The sequence below is a fragment of the Pseudomonas putida genome, assembly GCF_001941965.1.
Classification (GTDB): Bacteria; Pseudomonadota; Gammaproteobacteria; order Pseudomonadales; family Pseudomonadaceae; genus Aquipseudomonas; species Aquipseudomonas putida_L.
Map to the genome: position 1 here is coordinate 42,158 of NZ_MKZO01000012.1, position 15,834 is coordinate 57,991.

The 15,834-nt window shown below is 60.5% G+C and carries 14 protein-coding genes, 4 tRNA genes and 1 riboswitch; of the genes, 5 read left to right on the forward strand and 13 right to left on the reverse strand.

Annotated elements, in window-relative coordinates:
• Positions 1-21 precede the first annotated feature (21 nt).
• The 7 genes from PSEMO_RS07245 to PSEMO_RS07275 all read right to left on the reverse strand — a co-directional run bounded on the left by PSEMO_RS07245 (position 22) and on the right by PSEMO_RS07275 (position 9,014).
• A complete protein-coding gene (locus PSEMO_RS07245; protein WP_075802443.1) occupies positions 22-1,893 on the reverse strand; it encodes a SurA N-terminal domain-containing protein in 1,872 nt (623 codons plus the stop codon).
• A gap of 191 nt (positions 1,894-2,084) precedes the next feature.
• The gene (locus PSEMO_RS07250) at positions 2,085-2,357 is read right to left on the reverse strand and encodes an HU family DNA-binding protein (RefSeq protein ID WP_075802444.1); all 273 of its coding nucleotides are present in this window, start codon (positions 2,355-2,357) and stop codon (positions 2,085-2,087) included.
• A gap of 139 nt (positions 2,358-2,496) precedes the next feature.
• Positions 2,497-4,893, reverse strand: coding sequence for an endopeptidase La (gene lon / locus PSEMO_RS07255; protein ID WP_075802445.1), 2,397 nt, complete (start codon positions 4,891-4,893; stop codon positions 2,497-2,499).
• A 151-nt stretch (positions 4,894-5,044) separates the two neighbouring features.
• Positions 5,045-6,328, reverse strand: a complete 1,284-nt coding sequence (gene clpX, locus PSEMO_RS07260; RefSeq protein ID WP_075802446.1) for an ATP-dependent Clp protease ATP-binding subunit ClpX — start codon at positions 6,326-6,328, stop codon at positions 5,045-5,047.
• Between the two features lie 108 nt (positions 6,329-6,436).
• Positions 6,437-7,078 carry an ATP-dependent Clp endopeptidase proteolytic subunit ClpP gene (clpP, locus tag PSEMO_RS07265; RefSeq protein ID WP_075802447.1) on the reverse strand — a complete coding sequence of 214 codons (642 nt, stop codon included), beginning with the start codon at positions 7,076-7,078 and terminating at the stop codon, positions 6,437-6,439.
• Between the two features lie 90 nt (positions 7,079-7,168).
• Complete coding sequence (gene tig / locus PSEMO_RS07270) at positions 7,169-8,482, reverse strand: trigger factor (RefSeq protein ID WP_075802448.1); 1,314 nt, start codon at positions 8,480-8,482, stop codon at positions 7,169-7,171.
• A 226-nt stretch (positions 8,483-8,708) separates the two neighbouring features.
• On the reverse strand, positions 8,709-9,014 hold the full coding sequence (locus tag PSEMO_RS07275) for a DUF6388 family protein (protein WP_075802449.1): 306 nt from the start codon (positions 9,012-9,014) through the stop codon (positions 8,709-8,711).
• 279 nt (positions 9,015-9,293) lie between these two features.
• Here PSEMO_RS07275 and PSEMO_RS07280 point away from each other — a divergent pair, with 279 nt between their 5' ends.
• Entirely contained in the window at positions 9,294-9,680 is a 387-nt protein-coding gene (locus tag PSEMO_RS07280) for a hypothetical protein (protein WP_144443552.1), read from the forward strand.
• Positions 9,681-9,780: 100 nt separating this feature from the next.
• On the opposite strand, the gene PSEMO_RS07285 is transcribed toward PSEMO_RS07280, so the two are convergent.
• The 4 genes from PSEMO_RS07285 to PSEMO_RS07300 form a co-directional block, all read right to left on the reverse strand.
• Positions 9,781-9,856, reverse strand: a tRNA-His gene (locus PSEMO_RS07285).
• A gap of 56 nt (positions 9,857-9,912) precedes the next feature.
• A tRNA-Leu gene (locus PSEMO_RS07290) sits at positions 9,913-9,997 on the reverse strand.
• Positions 9,998-10,050: 53 nt separating this feature from the next.
• Positions 10,051-10,126: transfer RNA gene (locus tag PSEMO_RS07295), tRNA-His, on the reverse strand.
• A gap of 43 nt (positions 10,127-10,169) precedes the next feature.
• A tRNA-Arg gene (locus PSEMO_RS07300) sits at positions 10,170-10,246 on the reverse strand.
• Between the two features lie 278 nt (positions 10,247-10,524).
• Between PSEMO_RS07300 and folD the strand changes: the two genes are divergently transcribed.
• Complete coding sequence (folD, locus tag PSEMO_RS07305) at positions 10,525-11,379, forward strand: bifunctional methylenetetrahydrofolate dehydrogenase/methenyltetrahydrofolate cyclohydrolase FolD (protein WP_075802451.1); 855 nt, start codon at positions 10,525-10,527, stop codon at positions 11,377-11,379.
• 56 nt (positions 11,380-11,435) lie between these two features.
• On the opposite strand, the gene PSEMO_RS32505 is transcribed toward folD, so the two are convergent.
• Positions 11,436-11,723 (reverse strand): helix-turn-helix domain-containing protein, encoded by a 288-nt coding sequence (locus tag PSEMO_RS32505; protein ID WP_075802452.1) that lies wholly within the window; start codon positions 11,721-11,723, stop codon positions 11,436-11,438.
• The gene (locus PSEMO_RS32510) at positions 11,724-12,029 is read right to left on the reverse strand and encodes a type II toxin-antitoxin system RelE/ParE family toxin (RefSeq protein ID WP_086937207.1); all 306 of its coding nucleotides are present in this window, start codon (positions 12,027-12,029) and stop codon (positions 11,724-11,726) included.
• 126 nt (positions 12,030-12,155) lie between these two features.
• A riboswitch (cobalamin riboswitch) is annotated at positions 12,156-12,361 on the forward strand.
• A gap of 118 nt (positions 12,362-12,479) precedes the next feature.
• Here PSEMO_RS32510 and PSEMO_RS07320 point away from each other — a divergent pair.
• The 3 genes from PSEMO_RS07320 (at position 12,480) to PSEMO_RS07330 (ending at position 15,804) form a co-directional block, all read left to right on the forward strand.
• Positions 12,480-14,414: a TonB-dependent receptor plug domain-containing protein gene (locus PSEMO_RS07320; protein ID WP_144443553.1), complete on the forward strand. Its 1,935-nt coding sequence runs from the start codon at positions 12,480-12,482 to the stop codon at positions 14,412-14,414.
• Between the two features lie 125 nt (positions 14,415-14,539).
• Entirely contained in the window at positions 14,540-14,890 is a 351-nt protein-coding gene (locus PSEMO_RS07325; RefSeq protein ID WP_075802454.1) for a (2Fe-2S) ferredoxin domain-containing protein, read from the forward strand.
• Positions 14,887-15,804 carry an ABC transporter substrate-binding protein gene (locus PSEMO_RS07330; RefSeq protein WP_075802455.1) on the forward strand — a complete coding sequence of 306 codons (918 nt, stop codon included), beginning with the start codon at positions 14,887-14,889 and terminating at the stop codon, positions 15,802-15,804. Before PSEMO_RS07325 ends, PSEMO_RS07330 begins: the two co-directional genes overlap by 4 nt.
• Positions 15,805-15,834: the final 30 nt, after the last annotated feature.

Below are 15,834 nucleotides of genomic sequence, written 5' to 3' on the forward strand. Positions count from 1 at the left end.
TTTTCATTGCGGTGGGAACACTCAGTAACGAGTGATCTCCGCCTTGGCTTCCAGCTGCTTGCGATAAGCCGCAAAGTCCTGCTGGCCGGCACGCGAAGCCAGGTAGCGGCGGTACTCGCCCTTCTCCTGCTCGCTCGCCGCGCTGCCTTCGTTGACGCCATTCAGGCGCAGGACGACGACGCTGCCATCCGCCAGGGTGACGGTGGAATACACCGCCTTGTCCTTGGCCTCAGGCTTGCCCATGCGGAACAGCGCCTGCAGTGCAACCGGGTCGACACCCTCCTGCATCCGGGTAGCCGCTTCCTGAACCTTCCAGGCCTGGCCTTCCTGCGTTGCCGTATAAGGGATGCTGCCATCGCGCAGACCCGCCACCAGGGCATCGGTCTTGCTCTTCACGGCAGCGGTCGCCTGCTCCTGGGCCAGATGGTCGCGGATCGGGCCGGAAACGGCTTCCAGCGGCAGTTGCGCGGGCTTGCGGTGTTCCTTCGCACGGACCACCACGACGGTCTCGGGATCCAGCTCGATCGCCGAGCTGTTGGAGCCTTCGTCCAGCACTTCAGGGCTGAACGCCGCCTGGATCACCTGACGGTTGGCAGTGATGCCATCGCCACCTTCACGACCGAACGGCGCGGAAGTCTGCACCTTCAGGCCCAGGTCCTGGGCCGGCTGGGCCAGGTCCGAGGCTTCGAACGCCGAGTCTTCCAATTGCTTGGTCGCTTCGACGAAGCGCTGCTCGACCTGCTGGGTCTTCAGTTCACGGGTCAGCTTGTCCTTCAGGCTGGCGAAGGTAGGCACCTCCGGCGCCTGCACACCCAGCAGCTTGATCAGGTGGAAACCGAACTCGGTACGCACCGGAGCGGAAACCTGGTCCTTGTTCAGCGCATACAGCGCGTCTTCGAAGGCCTGGTCATAGACGCCCTTGCCAGCGAAACCAAGGTCACCGCCATTGTTGGCCGAACCAGGGTCCTGGGAGAACTCCTTGGCCAGCGTGGCGAAGTCTTCACCCTTGGCCAGGCGCTGCTGGATCTCGTCGAGGCGGGCCTTGGCCTTGGCTTCATCCTGCTGGTCATTGACCTCGACCAGGATATGCGCGGCATGGCGTTGCTCGGCGAGGTTGGCGATTTCCTTCTGGTACAGCGCCTGGAGCTCGTCGTCGTTGACCTTGACCGCGTCGAAGAACGCCGCCTTCTTGAGCTCGATGTAGTCGATCACGACCTGGTCGGGGCTCATGAACTCCTTGGCATGCTGGTCGTAGTGGGCCTTGATCTGCTCGTCGGTTACGTTGACGGCGGCAGGGTCGGCCTTGAAGGTCAGCGAGGCGAAGTCACGAGTCTGCTTTTCCAGACGGGCGAAAGCGTCGACCTGGGCGTCAGTGACGAAACCGCTGCCGGCCAGACCGGCACGCAGCTGACCGATCAGCATTTCCTGGGCGAGCATGTCGCGGAATTGCATGCGGCCGTAACCCAGTTGGCGAATGACCTGGTCGAAACGCTCGGCGCTGAACTTGCCATCCACCTGGAATTCAGGGGTCTGCAGGATCACCTGGTCGAGTGCAGCTTCGGAGAAGGCGAACTTGGCATCACTCGCGCCCTGCAGCAGCAGTTGGCGCTCGATCAGGCCTTTGAGTGCCGCTTCGCGCAGCATCTTGTCGTCCAGCAAGGAAGGATCGAAATCCTTGCCCAGCCGTTGCATCAGTTGACGACGCTGGGTATCGACGGCCTGGCTCAGCTCGTTCTGGCTGATGGTGTCGCCGTTGACCTTGGCAGCATCCTTGTCGTGGCTGACGGCCTGGAAGATGGCATCGAAGCCGGTCAGCGCCATCAGTACCACGATGACACCGATGATGGTCTTGGCAATCCAACCTTGTGAATTGTCCCTGATATTTTGCAGCATGCGTCCCCCAGAAACGGCTGTGGCGGCTGCACAACCGCGGAGCGTGGGTAGAGTCCTGATAGAAGAAAGGCGCATCCGGGGATGCGCCTTCTCGTAACAGACGGAGCAGAGGAACTCTTTTTCCTCTCCACTCCGCCTACGGGCCAGTCGCGGGAACCGGCCCGACCAGGCTGAAGCCTGAAAAAAGCGTCTTAGTTGACCGCGTCTTTCAGTGCCTTGCCAGCCTTGAAGCCAGGCTTCTTGGCAGCTGGGATTTCCAGAGTCTTGCCGGTCTGCGGGTTGCGACCGGTACGAGCAGGACGGTCGGTGACCGAGAAGGTACCGAAGCCAACCAGAACCACGGAATCACCGGCCTTCAGGGCACCGGTGACGGACTCGATGACTGCGTCCAGCGCACGGCCGGCGGCAGCTTTTGGAATATCAGCAGATGCAGCGATAGCGTCAATCAGTTCCGACTTGTTCACTCTAAGTCCCCTTATCTCTATTTTGAGTTTGTTTCTAACTATGTAAATTCAATCAACGCTGAATGGCCCGTGACACTTGAGTGCCTTTTAATGGCAAGGACCTGGAAAACAGTCAGGCGGGCCACCCAGCTAAATACTTTCAATGCGTACTGATTCGTTCCTTTGAATCACCGTCGCGTTTTTCATCCTTGGCAACGATCTCGGGAGCCACATCCGGCAAGGGCTCCGGGGCGTATTGCAGCGCAATTTGGAGGACTTCGTCAATCCATTTAACCGGCTTAATCTGAAGATCCTGCTTTATATTGTCAGGAATCTCTTTCAGATCACGCACGTTTTCTTCCGGAATGATCACGGTCTTGATTCCGCCACGGTGTGCGGCCAGCAATTTTTCCTTCAGGCCACCGATCGCCAGGACCTGGCCACGCAGGGTGATTTCACCGGTCATCGCCACATCGGCACGCACCGGGATTTGCGTCAGCGCGGAAACCAGGGCGGTGCACATGCCGATACCGGCACTTGGACCATCCTTTGGCGTCGCACCTTCCGGCATGTGGATGTGGGTGTCGCGCTTCTCGTGGAAATCAGCCGGGATACCCAGGCTTTGCGCACGGCTGCGCACCACGGTCTGCGCGGCCGTGATCGATTCGACCATGACGTCGCCAAGGGAACCGGTCTTGATCAACTGACCCTTGCCCGGAATCACCGCCGCCTCGATGGTCAGCAACTCGCCGCCCACCTGGGTCCAGGCCAGGCCGGTGACCTGGCCGACCTGGTCCTGCTGCTCGGCCAGGCCGTAGCGGAACTTGCGTACGCCGAGGAAGTGCTCAAGCTGGTCGCTGCCGACCTTGACCTGGGCCTGCTTCTGCCCGGTGTATTCCTTGACCACCTTGCGGCAGACCTTGGCGATCTGCCGCTCCAGGCCACGCACACCGGCTTCGCGGGTGTAGTAGCGGATGATGTCGCGGATCGCCGCGACCTCCACGTCCAGCTCGCCTTTCTTCAGGCCATTGGCCTTGATCTGCTTCGGCACCAGGTACTTCACCGCGATGTTGATCTTCTCATCCTCGGTGTAGCCCGGGAGACGGATCACTTCCATCCGGTCCAGCAGCGCCGGCGGGATGTTCATCGAGTTGGAGGTACAGAGGAACATCACGTCCGACAGGTCGTAATCGACCTCCAGGTAGTGATCGTTGAAATTGTGGTTCTGCTCGGGATCGAGCACTTCCAGCAGCGCCGAGGCCGGATCGCCGCGCATGTCGCTGCCCATCTTGTCGATTTCATCAAGCAGGAACAGCGGGTTGCGCACCCCGACCTTGGTCATTTTCTGGATCAGGCGACCCGGCATCGAACCAATGTAGGTGCGGCGGTGGCCGCGGATCTCGGCTTCGTCACGCACACCACCGAGGGCCATGCGCACGAACTTGCGGTTGGTGGCACTGGCGATGGACTCGGCCAGGGAGGTCTTGCCCACCCCAGGCGGTCCCACCAGGCAGAGTACCGGTCCACGGATCTTCTTCACCCGCTTCTGCACCGCGAGGTATTCGAGGATCCGCTCCTTGACCTCTTCCAGCCCATAGTGGTCGGCATCGAGGATTTCCTCGGCCTTGGCCAGGTCCAGGCGTACCTTGCTCTGAGCCTTCCACGGCACCTGCACCAGCCAGTCGAGGTACGAACGCACCACGGTGGCTTCGGCCGACATCGGCGACATCTGCTTGAGCTTGTTCAGCTCGGCCTGGGCCTTGGCGTAGGCATCCTTGGGCAGGCCGGCGGCATCGAGGCGCTTCTTCAGCTCTTCGACTTCGTTATGACCTTCATCACCATCGCCGAGCTCTTTCTGAATGGCCTTCATCTGCTCATTCAGATAGTACTCGCGCTGGCTGCGCTCCATCTGCTTCTTGACCCGCCCGCGAATGCGCTTCTCGACCTGCAACAGGTCGATCTCTGCATCCAGCAGTGCCAGCACGTGCTCGACACGGGCGGCCAGGTCGATGATCTCGAGGATTTCCTGCTTCTGCTCGATCTTCAGCGCCATGTGCGCCGCCATGGTATCCACCAGGCGACCAGGCTCATCGATGCTGTTGAGGGAAGACAGGACTTCGGCAGGAACCTTCTTGCCGAGCTGGACATATTGCTCGAACTGGGACAGCAGGCTGCGCACGAACACTTCGGATTCGCGGTCAGGGGCTTCGGTTTCATCGATCAGGGCGACCTCGGCACGGATGTGCCCTTCGACCTCGACAAAACGCTCGACAGCACCGCGCTGCTCGCCCTCGACCAGCACCTTGACGGTGCCATCGGGCAATTTCAGCAACTGCAGGACGGTAGCGATGGTGCCGACCCGATACAGGGCGTCTTCGCCTGGATCATCGTCAGCGGGATTCTTCTGAGCCAGCAAAAGGATTTGCTTCTCACCGGTCATCGCGGCCTCGAGGGCCTCGATGGACTTTTCACGCCCCACGAACAGCGGGATAACCATGTGCGGGTAAACAACGACATCGCGCAATGGCAAAAGAGGCAAGTCGAGGGTTGTCTTCATGATTTCGCCTCTACAGCGGCCTTGTGGCCGTAATCCGATGGAAATTTGAGCTTGGACTTAATGTGGGGGCAGCCCCGGAAAAAAACAAGCTCTGCGACAGGAAAAGCAAAGGGGCCCGTAGGCCCCTTGCTGGTTTCGCTGTCTTTCAGACTCAGGCGTCTGGTGCGACCTTGGCTGGCGGCTCGCTGTTCTCATAGATCAGCAGCGGCTGCGAAGTGCCATCGATGACGCTCTCGTCGATCACCACCTTGCTGACATCCTTCTGCGAAGGAATCTCATACATGGTGTCGAGCAGGATGCCTTCGAGGATCGAACGCAGGCCACGGGCGCCAGTCTTGCGCTCCAGCGCCTTGCGGGCCACGGACTTCAGCGCATCGCTGCGGAACTCCAGGTCCACGCCTTCCATCTCGAACAACTTGCCATATTGCTTGGTCAAGGCGTTCTTCGGCTCGGTAAGGATCTGCATCAGCGCAGCCTCGTCCAGTTCGTCGAGGGTTGCCAGAACCGGCAGACGCCCTACGAACTCGGGGATCAGGCCGAACTTGACCAGATCGTCCGGCTCGACTTCACGCAGCGACTCGCCGACCTTCTTGCCCTCCTCCTTGCTGCGCACTTCGGCACCAAAGCCGATGCCGCCGCGGGTGGAGCGCTGCTGGATGACCTTCTCCAGACCGGAGAACGCACCGCCGCAGATGAACAGGATGTTGCGCGTATCGACCTGCAGGAACTCCTGCTGAGGATGCTTGCGACCACCTTGCGGTGGCACCGAGGCGACAGTGCCCTCGATCAGCTTCAGCAACGCCTGCTGCACGCCTTCGCCCGAGACATCGCGGGTGATCGACGGGTTGTCGGACTTGCGCGAGATCTTGTCGATCTCGTCGATGTAGACAATGCCCATCTGGGCCTTTTCCACATCGTAGTCACACTTCTGCAGCAACTTCTGAATGATGTTCTCGACGTCTTCGCCCACATAACCAGCTTCGGTCAGGGTGGTGGCGTCAGCGATGGTGAACGGAACATTCAGCAGTCGGGCGAGGGTTTCCGCGAGCAGGGTCTTGCCCGAGCCGGTCGGGCCGATGAGCAGGATGTTGCTCTTGCCCAGTTCGACGTCGTCGGCTTTCTTGTCGCGTTGGTTCAGGCGCTTGTAGTGGTTGTACACCGCTACGGCCAGAACCTTTTTCGCGCGCTCCTGACCAATGACGTACTGGTCCAGGATGGCGCTGATTTCTTTCGGCGAAGGCAATTTATGCGCGCTGCTCTCGGCCTGGGCTTCCTGCACCTCCTCACGGATGATGTCGTTGCACAGGTCGACGCACTCGTCGCAGATAAATACCGAGGGGCCGGCAATCAACTTGCGCACTTCATGCTGGCTTTTGCCGCAGAAGGAGCAATAGAGCAATTTGCCGTTGTCCTCGCCGTTACGGGTGTCAGTCATTCGATCGATCCAATCCGGTAGGCTTGCAACACAAGATGAAGGCAATTGCGGGCTTTTTCAAGTCCGCGGGTAGGCACTTTCCGCGCCTACCCGCTCTGGCACCCAGGATCAGGAGACCAGTTGCCGCTTGTCGTAGACCGAGTCGATCAGGCCGTACTCGGCCGCGCGCTGGGCGCTCATGAAGTTGTCGCGTTCGGTATCGCGCTTGATGGTTTCGAGATCCTGGCCAGTATGGTGTGCCAGCAGTTCGTTCAGGCGCGACTTGATGTTGAGGATTTCCTGGGCGTGGATCTCGATATCGGTCGCCTGACCCTGGAAACCACCCAGTGGCTGGTGAATCATCACCCGCGAGTTGGGCAGGCAGTGACGCTTGCCTGCAGCACCGGCAGCAAGCAGGAACGCGCCCATGCTGCAGGCCTGGCCGATGCAGATGGTGGACACGTCCGGCTTGATGAACTGCATGGTGTCGTAGATCGACATGCCTGCAGTGACCGAACCGCCTGGGGAGTTGATGTACAGATGGATATCCTTGTCCGGGTTTTCCGCTTCAAGGAACAGCAGTTGCGCCACTACCAGGTTGGCCATGTAGTCTTCTACCGGACCCACCAGGAAGATCACGCGCTCCTTCAGGAGGCGCGAGTAGATGTCATAGGCGCGTTCGCCACGGGCGGACTGCTCGATAACCATCGGGACCAGGCCACCGGCGGCCTGGATGTCAGAGCTCTGCTGAATATAAGAATTGCGGGACATGTCCTGCACTCACTCCCAAATAGTCATGGCTTGAATACGCACAAGCCAGCGCGAAGGCTGGCTTGTGGGGTTTTCCTACGAAGGAGGAAATCACTCAGCGGCGGCAGGTGCCTGTGCTGGCTTGACAGCTTCTTCGTACGAGACCGACTTGTCGGTCACAGTCGCTTTCTGCAGGACAGTATCTACAACTTGTTCTTCCAGCACAACCGAACGGACTTCGTTCAGTTGCTGGTCGTTCTTGTAGTACCAGGCCACGACTTGTTCTGGTTCCTGGTAGGCCGAAGCCATTTCCTGGATCAGTTCGCGAACGCGGGCTTCGTCCGGCTTCAGCTCGTTCTGCTTGACCACTTCGGCGACGATCAGGCCCAGCACGACGCGGCGCTTGGCTTGCTCTTCGAACAGTTCGGCCGGCAGTTGCTCAGGCTTGATGTTGCCACCGAATTGCTGAACGGCTTGAACGCGCAGGCGGTTCACTTCGTTTTCCAGCAGGGCTTTCGGAACTTCGATCGGGTTGGCAGCCAGCAGGCCGTCCATTACCTGGTTCTTGACCTTGGTCTTGATCGCCTGGCGCAGCTCACGCTCCATGTTCTTGCGAACTTCGGTGCGGAAGCCGTCGATGCCGGTTTCCTTGATACCGAACTGGGCGAAGAACTCTTCGTTCAGGTCAGGCAGTTTCGGCTCGGAAACGCTGTTGACAGTAACGGTGAACTCGGCGGCTTTGCCAGCCAGGTCCAGGTTCTGGTAGTCCTCGGGGAAGGTCAGGGTCAGAACGCGCTCTTCACCCGCCTTGGCGCCAACCAGGCCTTCTTCGAAACCAGGGATCATGCGGCCGGAACCCAGGACCAGCTGGGTGCCCTTGGCGGAACCGCCAGCGAAGGCTTCGCCGTCGATCTTGCCGACGAAATCGATATTCAGCTGGTCTTCGTTCTGGGCAGCGCGGTCAGCGGCTTCGAAACGGGTGTTCTGCTTGCGCAGGACTTCCAGCATGTTGTCCAGGTCGGCGTCGGCAACGTCAGCGCTCAGGCGCTCGACGGCGATCGATTCGAAGCCGGCAACAGCGAACTCAGGGAACACTTCGAAGATGGCGACGAACTCGAGGTCCTTGCCTTTTTCGAAGGATTTTGGCTCGACGGCAGGCGCACCGGCCGGGTTCAGCTTCTGCTCGACAACGGCTTCGTAGAAGGAAGCCTGGACCAGGTCGCCGAACGCTTCCTGACGGGCAGCGTCTTCGTAACGCTGACGGATCACGCTCATAGGTACTTTGCCAGGGCGGAAGCCTGGAACCTTGGCGCGACGGGCAGTCTGTTGCAGACGCTTGTTGACTTCAGTCTCGACGCGCTCTGCCGGTACGGCGATGGTCATACGACGCTCGAGAGCGGAAGTATTTTCAACAGAAACTTGCATGAATATTCCTCGTTGCACAGACGTTAGCCGGCGATACCCGACTCCAGAATCAAGGGCAAGCATTCTAGTAGTTCAGACACCAGAAGTCACCCTGTTCGACCCGGAGGCGAACAGCACCGGCCCTCAATAATTTTCAGAAAAGCCCGGACCGCGCCAGAGCAGCACTGCAACCTGCAAAACAGAGCCTGTGCGCAACCCGGAAAAGCAATCGACAAGCCATCCGGAATCAGGAGGAAAGACCGTCGACCTCGTTGAAGTCGCAATACTCTTCCCAGCTCATGCCCAGTGCCTCGGCCACCTCGCGGTGGACCTCCGTGCGCATGACCTGCAGCTCCTCGGCAGACTCTGCGACCAGGCGCAATGTCAGCTCCCAGGGCTCGATACCCTGCTCCTGCGCCTCATCCTCGAACGCCCACTGGATCTGCTGGCGCTGTTCAACCTCGTCCAGCGCAGCAATTTCCGCCAGCAAATGCGGATTCGCCTGGGTGAAACGCTCCAGCGCAACCGCCTGGCGGGATTCTTTAGCAATCATTTTTCACTACCTGCTCGCCAGGGCCCTGGCATCGGATCAAACCACTGAAACTTATCAGCTTTCAGTGGAACGTTGCCAGCCATCCGGCGTCTGATATTGACTGAGTCGCGGCGAATAATTCCGTCAGCAAAAGAGGAATTATCCTACGAACGGCATGGAACTTCGTTTGCAAAGCCAGGTCTGGCCCCGCTACCCTAGCGCCCCGCGCCTAGCCAACGCGTTTCATTTACATTAACGCCATTCAGGCATGAAGAGCGAAACCGCAAGGACGTACCTGTGTTGAAAAAACTCCTGATCGTCAGCGCCTGGCCCTTTCACTGCTCACTCGCACTCGCCACCCCTCTTCACGCCTCGTTCGACCCAGGCGCGCAGTACGCCATCGTCGAAATCAGCGGCGCACCGGAAAGGCTCTCGGTGATCACCCAGCGCACAGGCATCAGCGGAACCAGTTACTCCGCGCGCCAATTCAACTGCCTCACGCACACCGTTCGCTTCATGGGCTCCGCAACATCTCTCAAGGACCTGGCCAGCGCCCGGCCCGATGATGAGGCAACACCGATCTTCAAAGGCTCGCTTTCACGCGATATCAGCGATGTCGCTTGCGACAGCACCTCACCGACCGACCCCGCCCAGCAACGCGCAGAACTGAGCGCGAACACCCGCTGAACACCACCTTAACAACGGAACATGTCGCACCAAGGGCGGGCAAGCCGCCCGATAAAAACGAAAAAGGCGCCTGGTTTTCACCAGGCGCCTTTTCACAATATGGGGTGGACGAAGGGAATCGAACCCTCGACCACAGGAATCACAATCCTGCGCTCTACCAACTGAGCTACGTCCACCATAACGCTGACTTGCTGCTTTCCCACACTTCAGTGCAAGGCGGTGAAAGCTTGAATGGTGCGGACGAAGAGACTCGAACTCTTACAGCTTGCGCCGCTGGAACCTAAATCCAGTGTGTCTACCAATTTCACCACGTCCGCGTGAAGCATTTAAAGCAAAGGCGCCAGACTTTCATCAGGCGCCTTCTGGAATATGGGGTGGACGAAGGGAATCGAACCCTCGACCACAGGAATCACAATCCTGCGCTCTACCAACTGAGCTACGTCCACCATATTGCATGCTGCTTTTTACTTGTGCCAAAGCTGCCTTGATTGGCGCACCCGGCAGGACTCGAACCTGCGACCATCCGCTTAGAAGGCGGATGCTCTATCCAGCTGAGCTACGGGCGCATATTTAATCTGCTTTCGCTTGCGATTACAAATTAACGTTAGCCGTACCGAACAAGCCAAATCCGCTCATTCTGCCCGACCTTGCTAACCAGTGCTAGGCCCTGCCCGACAAGTGAGGCGCATCTTATAGACGCCCTTTTGGAGCGTCAACATGTTTTTCAAAAAAATTCATTTTATTGAAGGGCTTAGGGCAATTGCCGGACCAAGCGCCTTTGCCCTGCGCGCGGCTCATGCGAGAATGCGCGCTCTTTTTTTCTCTCGATGGTTAATCACCCGTCATGACTGCACAACTTATCGACGGCAAGGCGATCGCCGCCAGCCTGCGCCAGCAGATCGCCCAACGTGTCGTTGAACGTCGCCAGCAAGGTCTGCGCACCCCCGGCCTGGCGGTGATCCTGGTTGGCACCGACCCGGCGTCCCAAGTCTACGTTTCGCACAAACGCAAGGACTGCGAGGAAGTCGGTTTCATCTCGCAAGCCTTCGACCTGCCCAGCAGCACCAGCCAGCAGGAACTGACCGACCTGATCGATCGCCTCAACAATGACGCGGACATCGACGGCATCCTCCTGCAACTGCCGCTGCCGGCCCACCTCGACGCCTCCCTCCTGCTGGAGCGCATCCGCCCGGACAAGGACGTCGACGGTTTCCACCCGTACAACATCGGCCGCCTGGCCCAGCGTATCCCGCTGCTGCGCCCGTGCACCCCGAAGGGCATCATGACCCTGCTGCAAAGCACCGGCCAGGACCTGTACGGCATGAACGCCGTGGTCGTCGGCGCCTCCAACATCGTCGGTCGCCCGATGGCCATGGAACTGCTGCTGGCCGGCTGCACCGTCACCGTCACCCACCGCTTCACCCAGGACCTCGCCGGCCATGTCGGCCGTGCCGACCTGGTGGTGGTCGCCGCCGGCAAGCCGGGCCTGGTGAAAGGTGAGTGGATCAAGGAAGGCGCCATCGTCATCGACGTCGGCATCAACCGCCAGGAAGACGGCAAGCTGGTCGGCGACGTAGTCTACGAGACCGCCCTGCCCCGCGCCGGCTGGATCACCCCGGTACCGGGCGGCGTCGGCCCGATGACCCGTGCCTGCCTGCTGGAAAACACCTTGTATGCGGCGGAAGAGCTGCACAAGTAGGCGATACCGCCTGCGCCACTGGATTTGTCATCCAGTGGCGCAAGCATCGACGTTGCTCATGCAGCTGCCTTCTGTTTCACCGTAAAGTCGACTTCCAGGCCCGCACAGGCCAACATGTTCACCAGCGCATCCAGGGAAAACCTGTCGATCTTCCCGTTCATCAATGCACTGAGCCGCGGCTGAGTGACCTGCAACCTGAGCGCCGCATCCCGCTGCGGAAGCCCCCAGGACCTCACCGTCTTGCTCAAGACCCGCATGAGCTTGGAGCGCAGCCGAAGGTTCTCGGCTTCTTCCGGCGAGTCAATCAGCGCATCCCATACCGAGGTAGCGCGCTCGTTTGTCATTCAATATTCCTCTTTATCCCGGAATGCATGAAGCACGTATATAGCCTCAGGCCGGTTGATGACGTAGAACACCCGAAAAGCCCCATCCCTGCATTTGATACGAATCTCCCGAACGCCTTGTCCCACATTTTCCACAGGCTTCCAATCGGCAGGCTCTTCACCGTCCTGAATCAGTTCCAACTGATAACCGGCTCGCTGCCGAGCGATTGGCGGAAAACCCTTCAGATCTTCCTTGCTATTACCCACCCATTGGATCGGTTTTAAATCATCCTCCACCTCTTTTGCTCCCTTGGCCGTTGTCGACATGCAACCTTGTGCCAGCGACAGCAGCACTAAAAAATTATATCCATTTCGATATAAATTCAAGAGCAGGTTTTCTTGTCGGGATCTTTCATATCCCCTCCCAGGTTGACGAACGGTCACCCCAATGGTCAGATGCCGCCCGTTTCAGGTGTCTGCCGCCGCCGCGCGGCAGGTGAAACGGGAAGCCGGTGAGTCTTCGATGACGAGTCCGGCGCTGCCCCCGCAACGGTAAGCGAGTGAAGCCTTCAACAGAGCCACTGTGCGCAGGACGCATGGGAAGGCGAATGGCTTCGAGACTCGCAAGCCCGGAGACCGGCCTGAAGCATCACGACTGAAGAACGGATGCGTCAGTCATTTGGCAAACCTGCGGTGGGCGGGCACGAGCCGGTAGTCTGGCGCGCGTTCGCCAGCTCCCTCCTGTGCGCTTCCCGAAAATTCCTTTTCGAGAAGTCAGTGAATACACGTTATCTCTCCTTGATTGGCTGCCTGCTGGGCGGCAATACCCTCGCGTTCGCGCAAACCCTGGAACTGGAGCGACAGTTCGTCTCGGCGCCACCAGTGGAGTCCAATACCATCGCGCAGATGGCCCGCTACGGCAGCAAGGTCGAAGTGGTGGAGCGCGAGCAGATCGAACGCGCCGGCCCCAGCGCCGATATCACCCGGGTTCTGCAGATGTTCGTCCTGGGCCTGTATGTCGCGCCCAAGCAAGGCCCCTTCGACTACGGCACCTACTCGCTGCTGGGCGGACGCAACGACGACACCCTGATCCTGCTCGACGGCGTGCGCCTGAATAACCGTCTCTATGGCGGCATCTACATCGACACCCTGCCAGCCGCCGCCATCGAGCGCATCGAAGTGCTCAAGGGCGGCCAGAGCCTGTTGTTCGGCACCCAGGCAGTATCCGGGGTGATCAATATCGTCACCCGCAACGCCCAGTCCCGGGATGCGTCGGGCCAGGTCAACCTGGGCGTGGACAGCTTCGCCGGGCGCAATGGCGATGCGCGCATCGAACGGATCTTCAGCAACGGCTTCGGTGACCTGGGCCTGCTGGCCTATGTCAGCCACAACATCTCCGAGGGCTACCAGCCGTACCACAGCAGCGACATCACCGCGACGGTCAGCGACCGCAAGCGCGGCTACGAGGTCAACACCTTCGGGGCCAAGGCCACCCAGGGCTTCGGCGATGATAGCCGCCTGGAGCTGTTCTACCAGTACAGCGCCGCCAGCCTCGACTTCCTGCGCCCCGACGCCAACCGCAACACCACCAACGACCGCATCCAGCAGATCGCCACGGCCACCTTCCAGCAGCATCTGAACGAGCGTTTCAGTTACTTCGTCAAAGGTCACATGAACGACTGGGACACGAATTACAACCGGGTCTACAACAACGCCGATGGCACGCCACGCGTGCTCAACCACAACGACTACTGGGGTTTCAGCGACTGGGGCGTGCAGGCCGAGGGCGAGGCCGTACTGCCCGGCGACCACACCCTGGTGTTCGGCAGCGACAACCAGTGGTTCAAGGGCAAGGACGATGTGCTGAAGATCGACCAGAACCAGGCCGAGGCCCATGCCCTGTACCTGCAACTGCGCCCCGAGATCGCCGCCCTGCCCGACTGGCACCCGAGCATCGGTGTGCGCCGCGAGCACCTGAGCAGCGGCGACAGCGCCACGGTCGGCATGATCACCTCGCTTTACGACGTGACCGACAACCTCAAGCTGCGCGGCCAGTTCGGCTCGGCCTACAAGCTGCCCAATGCCGAGCAACTGTATGTCAACGAGCCCGGCGACGAGATGGGCAACCCCAACCTCAAGCCGGAGAAAAGCCGCAACGCCGAGCTGGGCCTGGACTACAGCAACCTGCTCAACGGCCAGCCGTGGAATGTCAGCGGTACGCTGTTCCATCGACGCATCGAGGACCTGATCACCCTCGTCGACACCCAGTGGGTCAACGGCGACGGCGAGATCACCGTGCGTGGCTTCGAACTCGACGGCAAGGTGCAGCTCAGTGACCGCTGGCAGTTGCAGGCGGACATGACCCGCAACCTCACCGAATCGCGCAATGGCGCCTCTATCAACAACATCCCCGGCTTCTTTGCCCGCAGCCGGGTCGGCTACGAGTCCGCCGACCGCATGTGGGGTGCCGGCGCGGCGATTCGCTATATCGGCAGCGTGGTCAGCCCGCGGGATATCGACTACGGGCACTACAGCGTGGTGGATGCCGATGCCTACCGGTACCTGGATGCCCGGCGCCAGCATCGCCTGGCGCTGCTGCTGGAGAACCTGCTGGACCGGGATTACACCACCAGCATGGACAGCGGGTCGCGACGGGTCGGGAACCTGGGGCGGCCGTTTACGGCTGAAGCGCGGTACACCTACAGCTTCTGACCTTGTGCTGTAACTGATGGCCTCATCGCTGGCAAGCCAGCTCCCACAGGTACTGCACAGGTCTCAAGCTTTGTGCTGAACCTGTGGGAGCTGGCTTGCCAGCGATGCTTTACCAAGGACACACCATGAACGAACAGGACATCCCCACCCACCCCGACTGGTCGCATATTCCCGAGCATGCCCGTCACGTCATGCTCTGCACCGGCCCGCGCTGCACCTTGCGCGGGGCGCTGAAGGTGTGGAAGACGGTACGCAACGAGCTGCTCGCCGCCGACCGGATCGAGACCAGGGACGGCGTGCTGCTGACCCGCACCCATTGCCAGTTCCCGTGCAATCTCGGGCCGATCGCCACGGTCTATCCGGATCGCTGCTGGTACCGCATCGCCAGTCACGACGATGCCCGGCGCTTTGCCCGGGAACACCTGGTCGACGGCAAACCGGTCGAGAACCTGCTGCTCAACAGGAGCAATCCATGAAGCACGCGCTCTGGCTCACCCTGCTACTGAGCACCACCGGCCACGCCCTCGACTACCGCAACTGCGGCGAAGACTGGACCCTGCGACAGTCACCACCGCAGCGCATCCTCGCCCTCAACCAGCACGCCGCCGACATGGTCCTGGCGCTGCAAGCCGGCCCAGCCCTGGCTGCCGTCAGCTATATAGATGACGATGCCAGCGCCCTGACCGATAACCGCTATCGCGGCGTGCCGCTGCTGTCACGCCAATACCCCTCGCCGGAGGTGTTCTATACCGGGCGCTACGACCTGGTGATCGGCGGTTTCTACAGTGCTTTCCGCGACGGCGTCGGCCCCCGCCGTGATCTGGCCCGGCACGGTATCGCCAGCTACCTGCTGGAAAATGCCTGCACACCCAAACCAGCAGCCAGCGGTTTCCAGGCCATCGAACAGGACCTGCGCACCCTCGGCCGCCTCCTCGACCGCCAGCCCCAGGCCGAACACCTGATCGCCCGGCAGCAGCACGACCTGAACGCCGCCCACCAGCTCGCTGCCGGACACAAACCCCTGAAAGTCTTCTACCTGGACAGCGAAACCCGCGGCCTCGACAGCGAAGGCAAGCAAGGCTTCGTCACCGAGCTGATCGCCAACGCCGGTGGCCGCAACGTACTCGCCGACATCGACCTGCACCGCGTTACCGTGGATGCCGAGACCCTGCTGCAACTGGACCCGGACGTCCTGCTGCTGGCCGACGCCGTGTGGTCCACCGCCGCAGCGAAACGCGCCTACCTGAGCAAACACCCGGCTTTGTCCCACCTGCGCGCCGTCAAGGAACAGCGCCTGATCGACCTGCCTTTCACCCACCTGGTCGCCGGCGAACACAGCGCCCGCACCGCCCTGCACCTGGCCCGTGAGCTGGCAGCAATGAGCGACTGAAGGCACGCAGCCGATTCGGCTGCGAAAGCG

What these genes read in the sequence shown, in the direction of transcription:
- PSEMO_RS07245 (WP_075802443.1), bottom strand. Translation starts at nt 1,893, where the DNA reads ATGCTGCAAAATATCAGGGACAATTCACAAGGTTGGATTGCCAAGACC.
- lon (WP_075802445.1), bottom strand. Translation starts at nt 4,893, where the DNA reads ATGAAGACAACCCTCGACTTGCCTCTTTTGCCATTGCGCGATGTCGTT.
- clpX (WP_075802446.1), bottom strand. Translation starts at nt 6,328, where the DNA reads ATGACTGACACCCGTAACGGCGAGGACAACGGCAAATTGCTCTATTGC.
- clpP (WP_075802447.1), bottom strand. Translation starts at nt 7,078, where the DNA reads ATGTCCCGCAATTCTTATATTCAGCAGAGCTCTGACATCCAGGCCGCC.
- tig (WP_075802448.1), bottom strand. Translation starts at nt 8,482, where the DNA reads ATGCAAGTTTCTGTTGAAAATACTTCCGCTCTCGAGCGTCGTATGACC.
- PSEMO_RS07275 (WP_075802449.1), bottom strand. Translation starts at nt 9,014, where the DNA reads ATGATTGCTAAAGAATCCCGCCAGGCGGTTGCGCTGGAGCGTTTCACC.
- folD (WP_075802451.1), top strand. Translation starts at nt 10,525, where the DNA reads ATGACTGCACAACTTATCGACGGCAAGGCGATCGCCGCCAGCCTGCGC.
- PSEMO_RS32505 (WP_075802452.1), bottom strand. Translation starts at nt 11,723, where the DNA reads ATGACAAACGAGCGCGCTACCTCGGTATGGGATGCGCTGATTGACTCG.
- PSEMO_RS32510 (WP_086937207.1), bottom strand. Translation starts at nt 12,029, where the DNA reads ATGTCGACAACGGCCAAGGGAGCAAAAGAGGTGGAGGATGATTTAAAA.
- PSEMO_RS07325 (WP_075802454.1), top strand. Translation starts at nt 14,540, where the DNA reads ATGAACGAACAGGACATCCCCACCCACCCCGACTGGTCGCATATTCCC.
- PSEMO_RS07330 (WP_075802455.1), top strand. Translation starts at nt 14,887, where the DNA reads ATGAAGCACGCGCTCTGGCTCACCCTGCTACTGAGCACCACCGGCCAC.